Raw genomic sequence first — 18,339 nt, forward strand, 5'->3', positions numbered from 1 at the left:
TCAATTATTCGTAAATTTACCGCGTCATAACCCGGTAGACTCTTGAACGACCACATCCAAAAAGCATTTCCGCATGAAGCCACGCCGCAGCAACTGGAGCTGTTCGGTAGGCTGCATGAGTTTTTGGTAAGCAATGACGGGGATGAGTGCTTCATTTTGAAAGGCTATGCAGGTACCGGAAAAACTACAATTTTAGGAGCCTTAACAAAAGCCTTACGGGCATACAATTTTAAATATGTGCTGCTGGCGCCAACAGGTCGTGCGGCTAAGGTTATTACAGCTTACTCCGGAAGAAAGGCCTTTACCATTCACAAAAAGATCTACCGTAAAAAATCGGCGGTAAATTTGGACGAGGGCTTTTTAATTGGGGATAACCTCGCTGATAATACCCTTTTTATTGTTGATGAAGCTTCCATGATCTCCGATGATATCGGGATAGGCCACAAGTCTTCACTATTATACGACCTGGTAAACTTTACCTATAACACTAAAAACTGTAAACTGATGCTGGTTGGCGATACGGCGCAGCTGCCGCCAGTAGGTTCCGATGATAGCCCGGCCTTGAACCCAAAGTTGATGAAGGACCGGTTTGGACTTGATGTTCACAGCTACGAGCTTACCGATGTGCTGCGCCAGCAAAAGGATTCGGGGATTTTATTTAACGTAACCAAAGTGAGGGATATCATTCGCCGGGGTAAGGAGAAAATGCCCCAGATAATTACCAAGGGCTATAAGGATGTTTACCGCATGGGCGGCGAGATGCTGGAAGAGGGGCTGAATTATGCCTATAACAAATACGGTAACGATAATACGCTGGTAATTTGCCGGTCTAACAAAAACGCCAACGCCTATAACAGGCAGATCCGTAACAGGATTCTTTATCGAGAAGAGGAACTTACCGGCGGCGACCAGGTAATGGTGGTTAAGAACAACTATTTCTGGATGCAGGAAAAGGAGGAGAGCAGTACAGGTTTTATCGCCAACGGCGATATTGCCCGCATAAAGAAGGTGCGCCGCTTTGAGGATATGTACGGCTTTCGCTTTGCCGATGTGCAGCTGGAGTTTATTGACTATGCTGAAGATCCGGTAATCGACTGCAAGATCATGATGGATCCGCTGTATTCCGAAGCGCCGGCGCTAACGCCCGATGATCAAAAGAAATTCTACCTGGAGGTAATGAAGGATTATGATCATATCCCAAACAAGCGCGCAAAGTGGAACGAGTTAAAGCAAAATCCTTATTATAACGCCCTGCAAATAAAATTTGCTTACGCTATTACCTGCCACAAGGCCCAGGGAGGGCAATGGGATGCTGTATTTATCGACCAGGGCTACCTCACCGATGAAATGGTGAATACTGATTTTCTGCGTTGGTTTTATACCGCCTGTACGCGCGCCGTAAGTGAATTGTACCTGGTTAATTTTAACAAACAGTTTTTTGTTAAGGGTGAAGATGATGATTAGTCAATAGTCATTAGTGTTCTTTTAGTCATAATCTACTTCGCACACAACCAATTACCACAAACGTTGTTATACCGCAAGGATGAAATCAAAAGTATTCATTTATATCTCCCTTGCCGTCGACCTGCTTATTGCAGTATCGAAATTTACAGCGGCCACGTTTACCGGGAGTTCGTCAATGATATCGGAGGGCATCCATTCAGTCATTGATGCGGTAAGCCAGTTATTATTGATCTGGGGAATAAAGACCAGTAACCGGAAACCTGACTTGAGCCGCCCGTTTGGCTACGGTAAGGAACTTTACTTTTGGTCGTTCATCGTATCGTTGATGATCTTTGTTTTGGGTGGATGTGTTTCAGTATACCAGGGGATCGTACGCATTCAGCACCCGGTGCTTGACGGTAATGAGGCGTGGGATTACAGCGTTTTAGGAATAGCATTCATATTTACATCAATCTCCCTTTATGCAGCTACAAAGGAATTTAACCGGCAGCGTGGCCGCATTTACTTCTGGAAGGCTATAATTCAAACAAAGGACCCGTCGACTATTATTGTTTTGTTGGGAGATTTAGGCGATATGGCGGGCCTGCTTGTAGCTTTCCTCGGCGTATTTTTAGGACATTATTATCATAATGCCTATTATGATAGTATTGCTTCCATGGTGATAGGCTTGATATTGATAGCTATATCGGCCGTGCTGGTGCGTGAAAGTAAGAGCTTGCTACTGGGCGAATCAACCAGTCGGAAAACGTTGAAGAAAGTGATATTACTTACCCAGGCTGACGAAGCAGTTATAAAAGTGAAAAAGCATTTCAGCACCTATATGTCTCCGGAGGAAGTTTTGCTGCAATTGAATACCGTATTTAAGGATAACCTGACCACCCACCAAATAACGGATGCCATTGAGCGCATCACCAAAACTATTCAAAAAGACTTTCCGAGATTTAAACAGATTTTTATTGAACCGGTTAGGGAATAGTCTTTAGCCATTAGTCATTAGTCATTGGGTCATTAAGTCATTTGTTATTGAGTCGAAATGGTGTAATAACCATGTTTGACGCGTGGAAACGTTTGGTTAAATTAATACCAAGTTGTCAATATAGTGCTTGATCATCAGGTACTCAATTAGTTGTTAAAGATTAAGTATCTGATATTCAGTATGTTTCACTTTGTTCCGGGTGTTCCACATATAAAAATGGAACACTTTGCCGGGCTGGACACACTAACTTGCGCTTCGTCTCACCTGGCGCCGAGACTGCACATGGTTGGAAAAAGGTTTGAGGTGAGGTAACCATTTGCTTAGTCGAAATCACATTAAATTAAGGCTTTTTTAAATCTGTCCATACAACCGTATTGTTTATAGAACATTTTATATCAAACTAAATAAAATTTTCTTGAAAAATTCTTTTGGCACGGTTTTTAAACTATGGTTAATACATTTAACTTAAAAAACAAACACCATGAAATCACTACTTTATATCATCGCAGTCATCCTGATCATAGGTTGGGCGATTGGAGTATTTGCTTACTCTGCAGGCGGAATTATCCATGTTTTATTGGTAATCGCAATTATTTCATTCCTGATCGGCATCATCAGAAGCCCGTCGGCTATTTAATAAAGACTTTATTTATTTTTAGTTGATAGTAAAAGGCGGCCATAAGGTCGCCTTCATTGTTTATAACAAGGGAGCTTCTTGCCATCATCTATGAACCATCAACCATGAACTCCTCACAAAAATCCGTATGTTTATAATTTCTTAAACACAACTATGCAGGAAACTATTCTATCCCGCCTGGAGGCATCGCGTAAGGAGCTTTTGGATTTGGGTTTACGCAATCCGCTGTTAAATTATAAAACTTCGAAGGCCCGCGGGCTTCATATCATACAGGAAAAGTCGGTTTATATTTATGAGATCCTCGTAAAGCAAAATAAATCGATGACGTTTTTGGGCCTGCCAGAAAAGGTTGGCGAAGAACAAGGTGCCTTGTTCCCTGAACTGTCGCAGCCCGAAATAATGGAGGCTTACCAGGACACCAAACTGCAAACCAGCGAGGTTGATTTGAAGCTGCAGGTAAAGTTGTTAAACACATACTATTTTTCTAAAACCAGCATTGAGGAGCAGGGTGTAAACACCTTGTATCTTTCGTTGGGGATGTTGAACTGGTACGAGGAAGGAAACGATGAGGATGTAAGACAAGCGCCACTATTGCTGATCCCGGTTTCATTGGAACGCTCAAGCGCCAACGAACGGTTCCGCTTGCGGTATACCGGGGTCGAAATTGGCGCAAATCTGTCCTTACAGGCCAAGATGATGGCTGATTTTAACATCACTATTCCCGATCTTCCGGAAACAGATGATTTTAATATCGAACAATATTTTGCCGATATAAGGGAACGTATCACACGTTATCCAAAATGGAAGATCGATGATGATGCTATGGAGCTGGGATTTTTCTCGTTCGGTAAGTTCATGATCTATCATGACCTTGACAGCAGCAAATGGCCCGAAAAGGATGCGCCTGCTATTCATCCTAATATTAATGCGCTTTTTTCGGATGGATTTAAAGATGCAGAGCCGACCGCCACTGAAGAGGATTATTTGGATACAGACACGGTAGCCAATGAATTGTTCCAGGTAGTGGATGCGGATAGCTCACAGGTGCTGGCTATGCTGGCCGTACATGAGGGCCGGAACATGGTAATCCAGGGGCCGCCGGGAACAGGTAAATCACAAACCATTACCAATATGATTGCCAATGCCATAGGTCAGGGCAAAAAGGTTTTGTTTGTGGCCGAGAAGATGGCTGCGCTCGACGTTGTAAAAAGACGCCTGGATGCCATTAATTTGGGTGAAGCCTGCCTGGAATTGCATAGCCATAAGGCAAACAAAAAGGAGTTGCATGAGGAATTGAAGCGCGTGCTCGAATTGGGGAAACCTACTTTTGAAGCCTTGCAGCAGGAACTGGTTTTACTGGAAGCTTATCGGAAGGAACTCAATGAATATTGCAGCGCCATCAATAATGCCATTATCGGCAGCGGCTTATCGGCACAAAAAATAATCGGTTTTTTGCTGAATATTTCAAAAACTTCGTCGCAGGTACACCTGCCAAAAATTGCCATAGAACAGATTGAACATTGGGACGCTAATCGCATGGGAATCGCCGAAGCTATGGCCGACAGGATCCAGGCGCGACTGAATGATATTGGGATCCCGTCAAAATTGCTTTTCTGGGGTAGCAAGCTCAACGTATTGATGCCTCATGAAGAGCAACCTGTTCAGCAATTATTATCAGGGGCGTTGCAATCGTTAAAATATTTACAGCAGGAAGTTGAAAATGTTGCAGCTCAATTCAGCATCGCTGCGCCTAAAAGCAGGTTGGGTTCAATTCAGCTTTTAGAGCTTTGCGAATTGGCCTCACAAAGCCCGGATCTAAAGGGTATCAGTGTAAATAACGACGCATGGCTGCTTAATCAGCATGATATTACCGAACTACTGGAAACCGGCAAGCGCTTTGCCGCACTTCGCCAGGAATATAAAGACATTCTGATCCCTGAGGCATGGGATCAAAATGTGCTGGAGATGCGCCAGAACCTTATGGCCTATGGCGATAAATGGTATAAGTTTATGATCGGCGCTTATGGCAATAGTAAGAAGCAGTTAGCTGCCATGAGCAAAGTGCCGCTGCCATCCGGCGCAGCCGAAAAGATAAGAATGGTTGATGCTATTTCTGAGTCGCGCAGATTAGAAAATACTTTGAATGAGTTGGAGCCGTTGGCTGCACGTTTGTTCGGCAACCGTTGGCTAAAACAGCGGTCGGACTGGGATGGATTGATTAAGGTGGCGACTTACCTGGCGCAATTACAAGGCGCCATTGCCTCCCGAACCGTTCCAAGGGAAATTATTGAATACCTGGCGAAAATAGAAAATGGCGATGCCGCAAAAGCAAGCTTTAATCTGCTAACCACTAAACTAAATGCACAGCTGCAAAGCTTACAAGCAGTTTTAGAAAAATTGCAGGTGGATTTAGCGGTTCGTTCACCCGGAACATCATTAGATCAAATCTTTTTCGAGGCGCAGCAGCAAATGCTTGAAAGCTGGATCAGCAAATTCCCGGAGCTGCAAAAGATGATCGCGTGGAACAACCTGGCAAAGACAGCCAAAGAGGAGGGGTTGTCAGTATTGATAAATTCGTCGTTGGAATGGGAGGGGGCAAGGGAACATTTAAAAACTGCATTGCAAAAAACATGGTACGAATATTTGATTGACCAGGTATTTGCCTTTAGCCCTGCACTGATAAAATTCGAACGTGCCAGCCACGAGGAAGTAATTGAGAAATTCAGGAAACTCGACCTGTTGAACCTGCATTATAATCGTGCCCGTGTCGCTTTAAAACATTGGGAAGGCGTGCCAAGACAACAGGCTGGCGGACAGGTAAATATCCTACGTAACGAGTTTAACAAGAAGGCAAGACTAATGCCGATCCGTAAGCTGATCTCGGAAGCAGGGTTGGCTATCCAGGCCATCAAGCCTGTTATCATGATGAGCCCAATGTCGATAGCCAATTTCTTTGCACCGGGTAGTATCGAGTTTGATTTGGTAATATTCGACGAAGCCAGCCAGGTGCGCCCGGTTGAGGCTTTGGGTGCTATTGCACGGGCCAAACAATTGGTCGTTGTGGGCGATTCAAAGCAATTGCCGCCTACCAGCTTCTTCGATAAGATGAATACGGATATCGAAGACGAAGACAACGTAACAGCAGATCTGCAAAGCATTTTAGGGATGTGCGATGCACAGGGAGCACCACAGCGCATGCTGAGGTGGCACTACCGCAGTCGGCACGAGTCGCTGATCAGTCTCTCGAACCGTGAGTTTTATGAAAATAAGCTGGTGATATTCCCAAGCCCGGGTTCACGAACGAAAATGGGCCTCGCGTTTCATTATTTGGAGGATGCCGTATACGATAGGGGGAAAACCCGCACCAACCCTATAGAAGCAGAAGCCGTTGCCGATGCGGTGATCCATCACGCACTAAATAATCCGAAGCAAAGTTTGGGGGTGGTGGCATTCAGTACAGCGCAAATGCAGGCTATTCAAAATACGCTGGAGGGCCGGAGACGGAAACATCCTGAAGTGGAGAACTTTTTTCGCAGTCATCCCAACGAACCATTTTTTGTGAAGAACCTGGAAAACGTGCAGGGCGATGAGCGTGATGTGATCTTTATCAGTATAGGCTATGGTAAAACCGAAGAAGGTAAGATCCCGATGAGTTTTGGCCCGCTGAACAATGAGGGCGGCGAACGACGGTTAAATGTATTGATAACCCGCGCAAAGCTTAGGTGTGAGGTGTTTACCAACATCACATCCGAAGATATCAAACCTACGGAATCCACCAAGTTTGGAATAAAGGCACTAAAAAGTTTCCTGTACTTTGCACAACATGGGCGGTTCGACTCGCTTGATGAAATTATTAATACTCAAAAGCGACCATTTGAAGACCAGGTGGCAGATCAGCTTGTTGCTAAGGGTTATACCGTTCGCAAAAAAGTAGGTTCCGAAGCTTTTTATATCGATATGGCAATTGTTGACCCGCAAAATCCGGGCAGATACATTTTAGGGATAGAGTGCGACGGAGAGGCTTATGCATCGGCAAAATCAGCTCGCGACAGGGACAGGCTACGTAAACAGGTAATGGAAACCATGGGCTGGAAGATCTTCCGTATCTGGAGCACCGATTGGTTCCGTAACCCCAAGCAGGAACTGGAGCGCCTGGTAGCAGCCATAGAAAAGGCGAAGGAACTTACCGCGCAGGATGATATTGACGACGAAGCACAGGATCACGAAGTGATTACCGTAAACCGCGAAAAGGGAGGCGAAGTAAAAAGCTCACTTCCGCCCTATGTTCTAACTAAATTACCTGCGGAAGTTGGGCTGCCTGAAATGCACCTGCACTCGTTTGCAAAACTTGCCGGGTGGATAACAGATGTTGTAAAAACAGAAGGCCCGGTGCATTTAGAAGAAATGACCCGTAGAATGGCCGATGCTGCACGGATAGGTAAAGTAAATTCGCGGGTTAAATATACCATCACCCAGGCAACTCAATATGCGCTTGACCAACGGATGATAAAGGCAAAAGGAGATTTTCTTTGGCCGGCAGACATAGAACAGCCAACATTGCGAGACAGGAGCGCTTTACCGTCAACTTCAAAGAAACTGGAATATATTGCACCGGAGGAAATTGACCTCGCTATACAGAAGGTGGTTGAAGAAGCCATCGGCATACAACCGGAAGCGGCGGTATCCTTTATCGCAAAAATGCTTGGGTTCGCGAGAGTGACAGAAGATTTGAAGAACGATATTTTGCATCATATCGACTTGAGTTTAGAAAAAGGCAGTGTTATCGAGGATGGAGAGTTTCTGAAGGCAAACTAAGATTTGTGAGATCGATAGGATTTCAGGATGAATTAATCGTGTTTCGCTTTTTCCTGTAGCTCATTCAAGTTACTGTCTATAGGGTTTGTTTTTAACAGCCTTGCAAAGTAGGTAAGATTAGCTATCATCCAGCGCAGCGTATAGTTGGTATAATAAAATTTTTCACCTCCGCCTTCTACATAATCTTCGCCACCTCCTGCCATACCCACCCAATAGGCATTTACGTTTGGCGGAATTGTAAAGCCAAGCTCCTGCATGGCCCAAAGCACCTGTGCCGCGCAGGCGTGTGCGCCATCCTCGTTGCCGGTTATCAAACAGCCTGCAACTTTGTTATATGTAAAATATTGACCAGTTTTTTCATCTGTAAACCCGTCTTCGTGAAAGATGGCATCCAGCCGTTCTATCAAGCGCTGGGTAGTTGATGCAAGATGCCCCATCCAGATTGGTGTGCCTACTATAAGAATATCGCATTTTTTTATCCTATTCAATACAGTTGGCCATTCATCGCCTTTGCCCATATCCGTTTCCGTGCCAGGTTTTACATCATAGTCAACCAACCGGATAACTTCTGTTTGTATGCCATTATCTTTTAATTGCTGCTCCGCTTTTTTTATAAGCGCGCCTGTATTCGAAAATTCGGGTGAGGGTTTTAGCGTGCAATTGATAATTAGCGCTTTCATATTGTTTTGATTAAATTATTAAACTACAAGTTTAACATCCAGTCAGTGATATTGTTAGGTGAAATATGAATTATTAATATATAAATTAATTATGCGTTGATAAAATTACTTTAAGAGGATAATACTTGTTTAAACATCTAATATTTTTGCTTCGATAAAAAAGAAGAAAATGTATAAGCTTAAAGTAATATCGTCTACAGTAAGGCCGGGCCGTAAAGGACCAATAGTTGCTGAATGGATAACAGCGTTTGCCAAACAACATGGCGAGTTTGAAGTTGAGTTTCTTGACCTGGGCGAAATAGACCTGCCGTTGATGAATGAGGCGGTTCACCCTATCATGCGTCAATACGAACATGAACATACCAAACAATGGAGCGCGAAAATTGAGGAAGCGGATGCCTTTATATTTGTAACTGCCGAATATGACTATAGCTACCCTGCGTCGTTAAAAAATGCCCTGGAATATTTGGTGCATGAATGGGCGTACAAACCCGTAGGTATTGTTAGCTATTCTGCAGGTCTGTTTGCAGGTGTAAGAGCAGTAATGAACCTGAAGTCTGATCTGCTTTCCTTAAAGGCCATATCACTTCACGAGATGGTGAACATCCCGGCGTTACAGCAGTTTGTTAACGAAGAAAACCAGTTTGTTGCCGACGAAAGATTAACTACTGCCGCAGGCGTAATGCTTAAACAATTGTTTAGGTGGACTAAAGGATTGAAAGTAATAAAAGAGGATAAGTAGTTCATGGTTAATAGTTGATGGATCATGGCAGCTGCGAATTCTATTTTGGCTATGAACTATGAACCATCAACTATGAACTTCCTCACTTCTCCAGCTCAAATCCCCAATCCCGTCCCTTGTTTATAGCAGGTACGCCCTTATCCAGCCATACCGGCAGCGGGGCGCCTTTTAAAAAGTGATCGAAGAACTGTTGTTCGCGAATAGAGATATCCTTGCGATTTTGGCGCTGAACGAGATTATGTGCCTCGCCATTATATTCCAACAGCCAAACGGGTTTGCCAAGCCTGCGCAACGCGGTAAACATCTCGATGCCCTGGTACCATGGCACTGCGCCGTCTGCATCGTTACTCATGATCATTACCGGCGTTTGAACCTTTGGTAACTGAAACAATGGGGAATTTTCAATATAAAGCTCAGGCTTTTCCCACAATGTTGCTCCAATACGGCTTTGCGTTTTTTCGTATTGAAACTGCCTGTTTACACCGCTTTCCCAGCGGATGCCACCATAGGCTGAGGTCATATTGGCCACAGGTGCGCCCGCCCATGCTGCTGCGTACATATTTGTCTGGGTGATAAGGTAAGCCACCTGGTAACCACCCCAGCTTTGTCCCTGGATGCCGATATGTGCGGCATCAACCCAGGGATTCTTCTTCAGCGCTTCAACCCCCGAGTTCACAAACTCTACAGCTGATGCGCCGGGATGCCCGGTTTGATAGCTGATATCGGGCGCAAAAACCAAATAACCATTGCTTACAAAAAATGAAATTGGCAGGCGGGATGGTGTAGGAGCGGGAGGAATATAATTATATAAGCCGTCGGAAAGCTTCTCATAAAAATAAGCGATCATCGGGTATTTTTTTGTTGGATCGAAGTCTTCGGGCTTGTAAAGGATGCCTTTTGAATGATAACCCTTTGGTGTTGTCCATTCCACCAGTTCAGCAGTACCCCAATTGTATTTTGCCTGCTGCGGATTGACGGTGCTCAGCCGGGTTTCTTTTTTTAGGTCAGTGGATAGGTAAAGATCAGGTGCTTGTTGATAGCTGTATTTAGTATAGATGAACACAGTTTCGTTTTTCGCTTTTTGCAGGCTGCTGTATCCATTTGGCGCTATCACTATTTTTTCGGGTGCGACCTCGCTACCCAGTTCCTTCTTATAATAGCCCCACTGTTTATCCCCTTCATTTTGAGCAATTATCCAAAGCATTTTTTTTGACGGGATAAACTTTTGTTCCGGGTCTGAATTGGTATACCGGAAGATGATCTTATTTTTTCTGCCGATGCCGCTGGTTAAATTAACTACACTACCTATAGCCGGATCGATGCTCCAGATATCATAACGATCATAAATCAGAATATTTTTATCGTGTTGCTCCCATCCGGAAATACCATACGGAGCCGGATCATCAGGGACATCATTTTCCTCTTCGCCCATTTTTACATGGGTTGCGGCGGTTAAATTTATTTTTTTACCGGTAGCAATCGAGTAACTGTGCCAGTTCTGATCCTTTACATCAAACCATACCACATACTTTCCATCGGGCGAGATGCTGTAGCGTGCCTTTAAGCGCTCGTTAATCCGTACCCTGCCGCCTGTTCGGGTATTTATCAGGTAAGCTTCCTGGTTCGATCCGCCTTCCCACTGGCTTTGCACGCGGGCACCGGTATCAGTTAGTCCTAACACAAAACCTGCATCGGTATTGTCCGGCACCAGGATATCCCTCATGTCATCATCCCCCAATTGAATAAGTCTTTTATCACCATTTGCCGGGCGGATCACAGCAAGGTAATTGCGCTTTAGGTCACGCTGCAAATTTTTTAATTGTTGGGGCTGCAGGTAATCATCCTTATAATTCCAGATATCCAGTTTTGCTACCTCGAATTCAACAATTGTCGTATCAACGGGTTTTGGGATAGGAGCAGTGCCGAAAAATAAACTACTGCCGGTTTTGCTAAAATACACCTTGCCGTCGCCGCTTACTGCCCATTTATCGGGCATGCCCATTGAATTTGGCGCGGCAATGGCCTCTGCGGTATCCTTTAATGTGCTATAATAATATAGCTTAAAGGGCTTTACCTGGGCCTTTTCCGGATTTTTTTCCGCGGTAAATGCCAGTTGTTTGCCCGCATCATCAAATACCAGGTTGCGGTAGTTTCCCCTGCCGGTACTTATCTTCTTTATGGTATCCCTGTCAATGTCGTAAATGTATAAGCCGGAAATAACTGTTTTTGATTTCTTTGGGGCAGTTACTGCATACGCCAGCAGCTTTCCATTTTTAGTAAGCAGGTATTCGGTAACGTATGCAAACGATCTTGTTTTACCGGTAATCAATTGTTTTACCGAAAGCTCAGCACCCTCCCGAATAGGTGGTGCGATGGTTGTTGCTATCGCTTTTTTTGAAGTATCGGATGCTGCTGGTTTCTTTACTGTATCGGCAGGTGATAAATAAGCCACAACAGCAGCCTTTTCAGCTATTTTAAACGAACGGATTGCCGGAATTTTTTCTACGTAGTTTTTCCCAAGCGCTACGATACCCAGCGTATCCTTAGGGAATTCGGCCGGTTTCTTCTTTTTTATTTTTGCCTGCCTGAGATCCTTAAAAAATGGCTTGATCAGCATTACTGCAAATTTCGAATCGGGGGTGAAGCGGGCCGTATCTGCTCTTGGCACCGTAAATTTACTGCTGTTTTTGGAATCAGCTATAACAAGGCTGGCATCGCCTTCCTGTTGCTTAATTACATATAGCACCCACTTCCCATCATTACTGATGCGTTCATTTTCGACGCTTTGCCACGAATCATAAACAGAATGATCCAGCGGCTTTTTGGAAACTTTTTGGGCAGATGCGGAAACAAATAAAGATAAAAGGGCAACAGCCAGTAATAATTTCCTCATAGCAATTTAATATCACTTAAATATGCTAAAAAATCCGCTTGTTTGTTAAAATTGAAGCGAAAAAGTTACAGGACGAGGTATTCGTAAAAGAAAAAACCTGCTCAACTGAGCAGGTTTTTGTAAGGTCAGTTATATGTCAATGATAGTTACGGATGGGCGTTGGTTACCAATACCGGTGTTAGTTTATCCGTTCCGCTTGAAGCAACAAGGCCCTCAAGGTAGATGGTATAAACATAACCATTGCCAATGTTCACGTTATTTAACGTTGCTAAAACGGTACTGGTGCCGGCCTGTCTTATCTCGAACGAATAAGTTTTACCTGTGATGGAGAAGAACGAGGTAAATCCTTTAAATCCTTTGTTTGCAGCTATTACCGATGCGTCCTTTACAGCAAGATCCACAGCAGGTGCGTCAGGGCTTAAGTTAACAAAACGCAGATAGGCGCTGCCGGATGCAGGTTGTGACAGAGAGTCGGTGAGTAAAAGATATGACAGTGTTGGCGTTTTACCCACGAGGCATAACGAATATGCAATGTTTTCCTTAAGGTTCACGGTGTCGCTAAAAATTTGTGTACTTGTACCTGTTTGACTAAAGCTTGCTGTTCTTTTGCCTGAATATGCCCTGAAATAGTCAAGGTTATTTCCCAGCGCAAGGCCGCTTCCGTTCACTCTTGTACCATCCAGGTAAAAGTCAAGGACAGGTTGCCCGGGGGAGGCCTGTACCACGCTCATCACAGACACAGCCGGTAACGGGGTGTTACTTGTGTGATCTTTTAGACACGAGGATAACATAACGGATAATATGCAAACCGCACCGATCCTCGCCACTAATCCCTTTGAAATGTTTTTAAAGTTTTTCATAATAAAAATTTTTATTGATGGAGTAATTATAATTACATAACGGGTAAAATAAACGGAACGCTACAGCGCCCGGCGGAAAAAAATGAATTTTTATAAAGATGCCTCAACATATAAGGAAATCGGTATGTAATTTATTTAGTTAATTAGATAATATATGTTTTAGTAGTTAAAACAAGGATACTTTTAAATGGTTGTACAAATACACAAATATCTATTTAAAACTAAATAACATGGCAACTAAAACATCAAACAGAAAACCTGCAGGTTTAACCGGAAAAATGGAAGACTCAGAATTTCACAAATTCTTTGTAGACGAACTTAAGGACATTTATTGGGCCGAAAAACACCTGGTAAAGGCACTCCCTAAAATGCAAAAGGCGGCAACAAGCGAAGACCTGGCTGCAGCTTTTCAAAAGCACACTGCCGAAACGCAAACTCACATTGACACCCTTGAACAGGTGTTTTCGCTGCTTGATGAAAAGGCAGTGGCAAAAAAATGTGATGCGATGGAGGGCTTACTGGCGGAAGCAACCAGTATAATAGAAGATACCGAAAAAGGAACCCATACACGCGATGCAGGTTTGATACTTGCTGCTCAAAAAGTTGAACATTACGAAATTGCTACATATGGTTCCTTGAGGACTTTTGCACAAACAATGGGACATACAGATGTAGCTGATCTTCTACAACAAACACTTGACAATGAAAAGGCAACAGATGAGGCTTTAACCCAGGCTGCCGAAAGCATGGTCAATGAAGCTGCCGCAGCGGAATAAGTAAACTCGTAAAATAAAGAAGCCGCCCACCAATATTTTGAAGGGCGGCTTTTTTGTTGTAAGTTGAATTCTATAAGCCGTCGAATACAAAAACTCCTTTTTCCAAAGGTTTCCTTGGCATCATATCAGCCCTGGTGCTGGTTTGGTAAACAAACGAGGCTACAATAATAGCCGCCTGTTTAAGATCCTCCATTTTCAGGTGATCGTAATTATCCATGTTGCTGTGGTGCGTGCGGGTTTCGTAATCTATAGGATCCTGGATGAACTGAAAGCCCGGGATGCCCGCCCAGTCAAACGAAAGATGGTCCGTTGAGCCGGTATTCGCCATTGTTACTGTGCTTGCTCCCAAATCAGCAAATGGTTTAAACCATTGTTCGAATATTGGCTTTATGGCTGTATTACCCTGTGCAAATATACCCCGGATCTTACCTGTACCATTGTCAAGGTTAAAGTAAGCAGATACTTTTGCCTGCTCTGGCTTAACTGTAAGGTCAACACCTCTGAAGTGATTTTTTACATAACCGTATGAGCCTAATAAACCCTGTTCTTCACCGCCCCACAAAGCTATGCGGATGGTGCGTTTTGGTTTTAAGCCCAATGAATCAAGTAAGCGAACAGCTTCCAGCATCACAATACAGCCTGCGCCATTATCGGTTGCACCGGTTGATGAGGCCCAGGCATCCATATGGCCGCCAAGCATTACCAGTTGTGATTTTAGTTTAGGATCAGTTCCGGGAATCTCGCCTACAACATTGTAGCCTTTAATGTCGGCATCATTAAATTTGCCCTGTACATTCAGGTTTAATTCAACTTTGTGTCCGGACTCAGTTAATCTTTTTATTCTTTGTCCATCTTCCGAAGATATAGCCACTTTAACTATGCTTTCGCTGGTATTGGTTTTATAGCCTATCAGTCCCTGTACAAAAACAGTTCCGTTCCTGTCCTCAGCGCCGGCAGTCAATATTGCCAATGCGCCTGATTGCTGAATCAGCTTCGGGACCCTGTCGATAAGGTTAAAATATTTAAGGTAGCCTTCCAGTACTTCCCTGCTCAGCATGTAGGTATCCTTCATGTTGGCCAGTTCGGTATCAGACAGGCGTTCGGCTGATGGCTTAAAGTCAGGCTCATAGCTTGGCGCTTTCCCGGCTATCAATACAAATTTTCCTTTAAAATCAGCGGCATGTTTTATGATGTAAACGGTGTCCATAGCGTTGGCCTGGGGCAACACGACAACTTCGCCGCTTATCGGGCCCTTTGTGTTGCCACTCCATGGTTCAGGATACGCAGTTATGGATTGCGAATAAGGTGCTTTAAACGAGATGCTAAAATCCTGGATCTCCCAGCCCTTGCCAAAATTGCCCCATGGTTCAAGTGCGGTGTTTGCCATGCCCCATTTTTTCATGGTTTCAACAGCCCATGTTCCGGCACGCAGATAGCCCGGAGAATTGGTAAGCCTTGGCCCGGATACATCTGTAAGGTAATGTGCAATTGACGGGATGTGCGAGTTGGTCATCTCCGCCTTCCTGATCCTGCTGAATACTGCTGTGTCAACAGTTTCCTGTGCATACAAGCTTGCGCTGGCCAGCATCAACGCAGCAAAGGCTGATTTAAAGTATAAATGCTTCATGTTTTGTGGTTATGATTTTTTAGTCAGTTAATTTATAGCTAAAACTATGGTATTACGCGTACAAACACAAGTTTATTTGTATGCTGAATTTAGAGCCGGTAATATGAAAAATGTTACAGGTCTAATATCAGGCAACCAATGATTCTTTGATCTTTTTGTCCTGCAATCCGGAGAAAAGCGTAACCATACAAATGGCGCCAATAGTTGCAAAAAGCATGTCCGACTGCGTATCCCAAACATCGCCCTGTGTGCCTAAAAATGAATCGCCGGACGAACCTGAGCTAACTGAAACGAACCATTCTAAAAACTCATAACACATGCTGATGCTCATACAAACCACTACGGTTAAAAACGGGATCCATGATTTTTTTTGAATGATGTTTTTGCGGATATAGATCTCCCTCACAATAAATGCAGGTATAAAGCCCTGTGCAAAATGACCAAGTTTATCGTAATTATTCCTGCCTTGATGAAAAACATCCCTGATCCAGTTAAATGCCGGTACCAAAGCGTAAGTATAGTGCCCGCCAATAAAAAGAATACAACAATGAACCAATATTAAGCAATAGGTTAGATAGGTGAACCGGAAATTCTTAAAGGTAAAAAGCAATATAAAAAAGCTAATGATAGCGGGAAAGACTTCCAGGATCCAGGTAAAATAATCGTGTGGGTTTATTGCTGAACCTATAAGTGCCGCGAAGAACAAAATGATAAGCAGGTAATATTTTTTCATGCACTAAGATGTAGATTAAAATCGAAACTAAATAATATGGTCTGCTGTGTATCAATAAGGCACTATCTGATAAACCTTTCAGTTTCTAATTTAAAGTGTATTTAAAAAATATAACTTTGATATTCATAAACCGAAATATCAAAGACAAGCGAAAAGACCGAGAAGCAGAAAAATGATCCTGTAGGTCGGCAGGGATTTCTTTTTCTATTATTCAAGAATGAAAACCAGGGTATTTCAGGGTGTGGGTTTATAAGCAAGCCTGCTCTTGATATCTGCAATATTGCATAGTTAAACGTTTATTAAGCCAATTTAATGTTTTACTGTATACATCATTTCTATGACAGATAAAAATTTTAGCGGACAAGTTGCAATAATAACCGGAGCAGGGCAGGGCATAGGTTTTGAAATTGCCCGGCAACTTGCTTTTAATGGCGTGTCGGTTATTCTTAATGACATTGACCAGGATCTAGCTGCGGAAGCCGCCGCCGCAATTGAAAAACAGAATGGCATTTGCTTCGCCATGGCAGGGGATGCCTCGGACGTTGATTTTATTCAGCACCTGGTTGACGAGGCGGTTGCGAAATTCGGTAAGCTTACCATCGCGATAGCAAATGCAGGGATAACCACCTTTGGAAAGTTTTTAGATTATCGGCCGGAATCGCTACAGAAAATCATGAATCTTAACTTGTATGGTAGTTTCTTTTTAACACAAAAAGCTGCGCTGCAAATGAAGAAGCAAGGCGATGGCGGCAGCATATTGCTAATGTCGTCGGTTACCGGTCACCAGGCGCACGAAAATTTAACCGCTTACGGAATGACCAAGGCAGGACTGAATATGCTGGCGAAAAGCCTTGTAATCGAGTTGTCTCCGTTCAACGTCAACATAAACACTATTGCGCCCGGCGCTACGCTTACCGAAAGGACCTTAATGGATGTAGAGTACCTGGAAACGTGGTCGCGCATTACGCCGATGGGGAAGCCGGCTACGGTTGAAGATATTGCCAATGCTGCGTTGTTTTTTGTATCGCCTGCATCAAGGCATATCACAGGACAAAGTTTGGTAATTGATGGCGGATGGACTGCGATGAGCCCTTCGCCATATTAAAGCAAAAGAGCGATGATTCAAATCATCGCTCTTTTATATTAGCTACAAGTACGATTGCAATGCACCGCTTCGTGATGACTGCTTTATCCTTTGTAATGCTTTATCTTTTATCTGGCGAACCCTTTCGCGGGTTAAAATGAATTTTTCGCCAATTTCTTCCAAAGTATGCGTATGGTTGTTGCCCAGGCCATAAAACAAAATAAGCACTTCGCGATCGCGCTCACCCAACTTGGAAAGGGAACGGTTTAGCTCGGTAGCCAACGAATCATGGATCAGCATGCTATCGGTTGACGGATCGCTGTTTTGCATTACATCAAGCAGTGTTCCTTCTTCGCCTTGTTGGAAAGGTGCATCGATAGAAACCTGGCGACCTGAATTTCTTAATGAATCGGCAATTTTTTCAACCGTAGTTTCCAACGTTTCTGCAAGCTCCTCAGGTGTTGGCTCACGCTCAAATTCCTGCTCCAATTGCGATTGTACCTTCCTGATCTTGCTTAAAGTGCCAATCTGGTTAAGGGGTAAGCGAACCGAACGGGACTGATCAGAGATAGCAGATATGATCGATTGCCTGATCCACCATACAGCGTATGATATAAATTTAAAGCCTTTGGTTTCATCAAAACGTTTTGCAGCTTTAATTAAACCAAGGTTACCTTCGTTAATTAAATCACCAAGTGTTATTCCCTGATTTTGGTATTGCTTGGCAACAGATACTACGAAACGTAAATTTGCCTTGGTTAAACGCTCTAAAGCTGCCTGGTCGCCGTCACGGATCTTTTGAGCAAGGATAACTTCCTCCTGTGCAGTGATCAGATCTACCTTGCCAATTTCTGTTAAATATTTATCCAGAGATTGGGTTTCGCGATTAGTTATAGATTGACTTATCTTAAGTTGTCTCATTGAAAATGAATTGTGCCGCAAAAAAGAGAGGCGGCTTTGAATGATTTTTTTAAATCGTTCGTTAGGGGAAATCTGCTGTTGATTAACAGCTAAGAAAAATAAAAGCATTTTCCGTTTTGGGCGGAAAATGC

The 18,339-nt window shown here is 43.6% G+C and carries 13 protein-coding genes; 7 read left to right on the forward strand and 6 right to left on the reverse strand.

Features of this window, described 5'->3' with window-relative positions; genetic code table 11:
- Nucleotides 1–42: 42 nt before the first annotated feature.
- The 4 genes from KXD93_RS20660 to proA all read left to right on the forward strand — a co-directional run bounded on the left by KXD93_RS20660 (nt 43) and on the right by proA (nt 7,892).
- Nucleotides 43–1,464, forward strand: a complete 1,422-nt coding sequence (locus tag KXD93_RS20660; RefSeq protein ID WP_258139248.1) for an ATP-dependent DNA helicase — start codon at nt 43–45, stop codon at nt 1,462–1,464.
- Between the two features lie 79 nt (nt 1,465–1,543).
- A complete protein-coding gene (locus KXD93_RS20665; RefSeq protein ID WP_258139249.1) occupies nt 1,544–2,440 on the forward strand; it encodes a cation diffusion facilitator family transporter in 897 nt (298 codons plus the stop codon).
- A 481-nt stretch (nt 2,441–2,921) separates the two neighbouring features.
- Nucleotides 2,922–3,077, forward strand: coding sequence for a lmo0937 family membrane protein (locus KXD93_RS20670; protein WP_258139250.1), 156 nt, complete (start codon nt 2,922–2,924; stop codon nt 3,075–3,077).
- Nucleotides 3,078–3,230: 153 nt separating this feature from the next.
- On the forward strand, nt 3,231–7,892 hold the full coding sequence (proA, locus tag KXD93_RS20675; protein ID WP_258139251.1) for an anti-phage protein ProA: 4,662 nt from the start codon (nt 3,231–3,233) through the stop codon (nt 7,890–7,892).
- 32 nt (nt 7,893–7,924) lie between these two features.
- Here the strand turns inward: proA and KXD93_RS20680 are convergent, their stop codons facing one another.
- Nucleotides 7,925–8,572: a flavodoxin family protein gene (locus KXD93_RS20680; RefSeq protein ID WP_258139252.1), complete on the reverse strand. Its 648-nt coding sequence runs from the start codon at nt 8,570–8,572 to the stop codon at nt 7,925–7,927.
- Nucleotides 8,573–8,741: 169 nt separating this feature from the next.
- Here KXD93_RS20680 and KXD93_RS20685 point away from each other — a divergent pair, with 169 nt between their 5' ends.
- Nucleotides 8,742–9,314: an NADPH-dependent FMN reductase gene (locus KXD93_RS20685; RefSeq protein WP_258139253.1), complete on the forward strand. Its 573-nt coding sequence runs from the start codon at nt 8,742–8,744 to the stop codon at nt 9,312–9,314.
- An 82-nt stretch (nt 9,315–9,396) separates the two neighbouring features.
- On the opposite strand, the gene KXD93_RS20690 is transcribed toward KXD93_RS20685, so the two are convergent.
- Both KXD93_RS20690 and KXD93_RS20695 read right to left on the reverse strand, forming a co-directional pair.
- A complete protein-coding gene (locus KXD93_RS20690) occupies nt 9,397–12,207 on the reverse strand; it encodes a S9 family peptidase (protein WP_258139254.1) in 2,811 nt (936 codons plus the stop codon).
- Between the two features lie 146 nt (nt 12,208–12,353).
- Nucleotides 12,354–13,067: a DUF4397 domain-containing protein gene (locus tag KXD93_RS20695; protein WP_258139255.1), complete on the reverse strand. Its 714-nt coding sequence runs from the start codon at nt 13,065–13,067 to the stop codon at nt 12,354–12,356.
- A gap of 230 nt (nt 13,068–13,297) precedes the next feature.
- Here KXD93_RS20695 and KXD93_RS20700 point away from each other — a divergent pair, with 230 nt between their 5' ends.
- Nucleotides 13,298–13,843 (forward strand): YciE/YciF ferroxidase family protein, encoded by a 546-nt coding sequence (locus tag KXD93_RS20700; RefSeq protein WP_258139256.1) that lies wholly within the window; start codon nt 13,298–13,300, stop codon nt 13,841–13,843.
- A gap of 70 nt (nt 13,844–13,913) precedes the next feature.
- Here KXD93_RS20700 and KXD93_RS20705 read toward each other — a convergent pair whose 3' ends face one another.
- Both KXD93_RS20705 and KXD93_RS20710 read right to left on the reverse strand, forming a co-directional pair.
- Nucleotides 13,914–15,470 (reverse strand): M20/M25/M40 family metallo-hydrolase, encoded by a 1,557-nt coding sequence (locus tag KXD93_RS20705; protein ID WP_258139257.1) that lies wholly within the window; start codon nt 15,468–15,470, stop codon nt 13,914–13,916.
- A gap of 127 nt (nt 15,471–15,597) precedes the next feature.
- Entirely contained in the window at nt 15,598–16,203 is a 606-nt protein-coding gene (locus tag KXD93_RS20710) for a DUF2238 domain-containing protein (RefSeq protein ID WP_258139258.1), read from the reverse strand.
- A 337-nt stretch (nt 16,204–16,540) separates the two neighbouring features.
- On the opposite strand from KXD93_RS20710, the gene KXD93_RS20715 reads away from it, so the two are divergent.
- Nucleotides 16,541–17,308, forward strand: coding sequence for an SDR family NAD(P)-dependent oxidoreductase (locus KXD93_RS20715; protein WP_258139259.1), 768 nt, complete (start codon nt 16,541–16,543; stop codon nt 17,306–17,308).
- 42 nt (nt 17,309–17,350) lie between these two features.
- On the opposite strand, the gene KXD93_RS20720 is transcribed toward KXD93_RS20715, so the two are convergent.
- Nucleotides 17,351–18,208: a sigma-70 family RNA polymerase sigma factor gene (locus KXD93_RS20720; RefSeq protein WP_258139260.1), complete on the reverse strand. Its 858-nt coding sequence runs from the start codon at nt 18,206–18,208 to the stop codon at nt 17,351–17,353.
- Nucleotides 18,209–18,339: the final 131 nt, after the last annotated feature.

Origin of the sequence: Mucilaginibacter phenanthrenivorans (genome assembly GCF_024721155.1) — a bacterium.
Classification (GTDB): Bacteria; Bacteroidota; Bacteroidia; order Sphingobacteriales; family Sphingobacteriaceae; genus Mucilaginibacter; species Mucilaginibacter phenanthrenivorans.